The sequence below is a fragment of the Rhodococcus sp. P3_B8 genome (genome assembly GCF_056402775.1).
Genome location: NZ_JBFUGT010000453.1, coordinates 1 through 4016 on the forward strand (window position 1 = coordinate 1; position 4016 = coordinate 4016).

Genomic DNA, 4016 nt, shown 5'->3' on the forward strand with positions numbered 1-4016 from the left:
CACCCACACCGTGTCGGGGTTCCTTCCCCGCGTCGGCGACCCGGCCGGTGTCGCGGTCGGTGACGGATCGCGCTACCGCGCTGAAGACCTGGTCGCGGGCGCGATGCGGTGCCTGCTCCGGGAGTGCGAACCTCTCCCCGACCACGGCGGTCGGACCGGCGGCGCCCCCGACATCATGGCCGCCTACCCCACCCGCTGGGACTCGGCCGCCGTCGCGGCGCTCCGCGACGCCCTGGACTACGCCGACATGTCCTACCTGTCCCTCGTCTCGGACGCCGAAGCCGCCGCAGCCTGGTTCGAATCCGAGATCGCGGAGCGTCCCGGGCAGCTGGTCGGCATCTATCACGTCGACGACACCGGCGCGACCGTCGCGCTGATCCGCTCGGGCGTCGAGGCAGGCAAGGCGTTTCGTTTCTCCTCGGGGGGTTCTCCCACGGCCCAGATCGCCACGGCGCTCGGGGCGTTCGGCTGGCTGCCCAGCAACCTCGATGCCGTGGTCATCACGGGCGACGGCCTGATCGCGCGGGACTCCGCGGCCATTCACGGGTTCGCGAACACCGTCGGTGAGAAGTTCGGTGTGCGATGTGTCGTCGGCCCGGGCCCCGAGCAGACCGCAGCGCTCGGTGCCGCCATCCGCGCCGCCGGATTCAACCCGACCACTCACAGGGTCACCCCGATCGGCCTGCCGCCGTCGTACGACGTCACCGAGGTGATCGACGCCGTGGTCGGTGAGCCGGTGCCCTCGACCTCGACAACCGCGAGCCGGCCGGCGACGCGCACGCCCAACCCCGCGTCGGCCGCGGCGGTGGGCGCCTCCCCTGCCCGGGCGTCGGGCGGAACGGCGGTCGCGACACCACCGGAACCTCGCGCAGTCGCGCAGTCCGGCGACGAATCCACCTCCGACCCGACGTCCCGGGCGTCCTGGCTCGTCGCCGCGGCAGTCGGGCTGGCTCTCGTGCTGGTGGCGATCGTCTTCGTGCTGTTCGTCCTCTGAATGCCTGCCTCCCGTCATCGGTGCAGCGGCGGGGTGAGGCGGGTTGATCGTGAGGATGGAACATCGGTGACAGAGGGTGGTTCATACGCGACCGAGCACCTGAATTCGGTAAATTACAGCGTTCCGTCAGGTTCCGATTCAGACTCCAGCGTTGATGGTGCGCGTCGGCACGGCGTTCGCTCGACGGCTGGGCGACCGCATAACCTGTCACGGTGAGTGAATCAGGCAGCGATCCCGGTCGGTCCCCCTCGGGGCTGCGCGCAGCGCGTTCGGCGGTTGCTCCCCCACTCCGGGACGACCGGTTGAAACTGTTCGCCTTCACCACGGCGGAGAAGCGCGCGGAGTACCTGTGGGTGCTGCGGGCATTCGACCACGCCCGCGCCAACTACGTCGTCCTGCTCCACGCCGGCGACGTCGCCCGCATTCTGGACGGTCTCGCCTGCGACGATCCGTCCGGACAACTCGGCGCCGGCGACGTCACTCCCCTGCTCGAGCAACTGCACGTCTGGGAAGTGCTCGAACGCAGCTACGACGGAACCCGCGCCGCCACGCTGGCCGAATACCGGAACCGGCACTTCGTCTATCAGTTCAGCCAGGCCGGCTACCAGGTGTTCCGAGCCGTCGAGGACGCTCTGGCGGCCCGGCTCGACGACGCGTCGCTGTCCCGCCTGGCGCTGCCCGACCTCCTCGCCGACATGAACGACCTGGCCGCCGCGAATCGTGCGGCCGACAACGACCTCGTGTACCGGAAACTCAACCGTCTCGACGCGACGCTGTCGGACATGGCCGGACGCGCCGCCCAGTTCTACCTGACCCTCGGCGACCTCGTCCGCACCACGGAGATCACGCCCGAGACGTTCATGTCCCACAAGGACGCTCTCCTCACGCACATGCGCGAGTTCAGCTCCGACCTCTCACGCTTTGCACCGAAACTCGCGGCGGCCATCGCGCTCGTGGAAGACACCGGCGTCGAGACGATGGTGGCGCGGGCCGCCGCCAGCGACGAGCGGGTGTTCCTCGGCATCGAAGAGCGCGAAGCCGATTGGCGCGCGCGATGGGCGGGATTGACGCATTGGTTCGTCGGGAGCGAGGCCGGTCTCAGCGAGTCGGAACGCCTCCGCGAGGGCACGATGAGTGCCATCGCCGCCGTCCTGTCGCTGCTGCGCCGCGTCACCGAGACCCGCAAGGGCGGTGTCAGCAGGGAGAGCCAATTACGCCACCTCGCAGGCTGGTTCGCCGCGACTCCGACCGAGGACGCCGCGCATGCGCTGTTCCAGGCCGTGTTCGACCTCGGGCGTCCGCGCCACCTGTCGATGGTGCATCCGGACGCCGACATCATTCCCGACACGCGGTCGTGGTGGGAGGCCCAGCCCGTCGAGATCTCCCGCACGCTGGCCGAGACGGGACGTCCCCCGTCGCCCGGCCTGCCCGCACGGGTGCAGCGCAACGAGGGCAGCGTGCGCCGCCTGCGGGAGGAACAGCTGACCGCACAACGACTTCGCGCCGCCGCCGCCCAGTCGCTGGCCCGGGGCGGGGTCTACGAGCGGGAACTCGACGAGGCCGAAACCGACGTGCTGCTGAGTCTGCTCAACGCCGCGCTGACGGCGCGGGTTCCGGTCAGCGGCCGTGTGAAGAGCAGCACAGGATCGGAGAACGGTGTGAAGCTCACCCTCAGCCCACACAGTGAATCGACGGTGGTGCGCACCGCCCGAGGACGCCTGCACCTCGACGGACTGCAGGTGAGCGTTCGGTGAAGGCACGGGAGATCTCGCCGCTCGCCCTCGACTCGTATCAGCGCGCCGCCCGCGTCATTCTGTCGAATCACCTGGTGACACAGACCTATCCGGATCGCATCGCACTCCCCCTGCTCCGCCGGTGGGCCACCGAATTACGCGACGATCTGATGACGCTCTTCGGGTACCGACTCGAAGTCACGGAGACGACCGCCCGGCTGTTCACGGTGAGCGACCGACTCGACGCCGGGACCCCGGCCAAGACGGCCACCGACCGCACGTTCGACCGGTACCGCTACGCCTACCTCGCGTTGGCGCTGGCCGCCCTCGGCCGCGCCGGAAACCAGATCACCCTGTCCGAGCTCGCCGATCACGTGGCCGCCGACGCCGCACAGGTCGACGGTGTGGACCTGTCCACGGAACGCGCGTCCGACCGGGATGCGTTCGTCGACGCCGTCGGCTGGCTCGCCGCCCGCGGCGCGATCGCCCTCGCCGACGGCGACGCGGGCGGCTGGGCCGCCAATCCCGATGCGGGAGAGGCGCTCTACGACATCGACAGGTCCGTCGTCATCGCCCTGTTCCGGCCGCCGCGCGCACTGCAGCACCTCCGGTCCATCCGCGGACTGCTCGCCGGTGCGGACGCGGTGACCGAGGACGACACCCCCGAGTTCGGGACCGCCCGGCCGGTCGATGTGAAGGAGACCGCGCGGCGGGTCCGGCGTGCTCTCGTCGAACGGCCCGTGGTCTACGCCGCCGACCTCGACGATGACGAGCTGATGCAACTCGCACTCCCCCGCACCGCAGCCGATGTCGAGTTGCTCACTGGACTGGTCGCGGAGCGGCGTGAGGAGGGTGTCGCGATGATCGACTCCTCCGGACGTCTGTCCGACGTCCGGTTCCCCGGGACGGGAACGGTCGCGCAGGTCGCGCTCCTGCTCGCCGGCGAGATCGCCGATCGCGTACTGGATCCGGATGCCCCGGAGACGGCCCGGATGCCGCTGCCGCGGGACCTGTTCGACGACCTCATCGAACAGGTCGACAGCGCCATTCCGCAGTCCGGGATCTTCGACAGCCTCGCCGGCCACGACGGATTCGAACCCGCGGACCCCGCCCCCGCGGACCGGCTGTTCCCGGTCATCGAGGACGCGTGGATCGCCGGCACCGTCCGGACACTGACCGAACGGTTCGGGCGCACGTTCGCCGCCGGGTGGCAGGCGGACCCGGACGGTCTGGGACGCGCGGCGCTGGCGCTGCTCGAGCGGCTACGCCTCACCGCGGCCGTGCCGGGT

At 70.4% G+C, this 4016-nt stretch carries 3 protein-coding genes; all 3 read left to right on the top strand.

What is annotated here, in order from left to right; genetic code table 11:
* Nucleotides 1–994 (top strand): hypothetical protein (locus AC1D1G_RS42700; RefSeq protein WP_477956652.1); only part of this gene is annotated, 994 nt, incomplete at its 5' end.
* Nucleotides 995–1296: 302 nt separating this feature from the next.
* Nucleotides 1297–2748, top strand: a complete 1452-nt coding sequence (locus AC1D1G_RS42705; protein ID WP_349307530.1) for a TIGR02677 family protein — start codon at nt 1297–1299, stop codon at nt 2746–2748.
* The coding region (locus AC1D1G_RS42710) for a TIGR02678 family protein (RefSeq protein WP_477956653.1) at nt 2745–4016 on the top strand (1272 nt) is incomplete at its 3' end. The genes AC1D1G_RS42705 and AC1D1G_RS42710, both read left to right, overlap by 4 nt.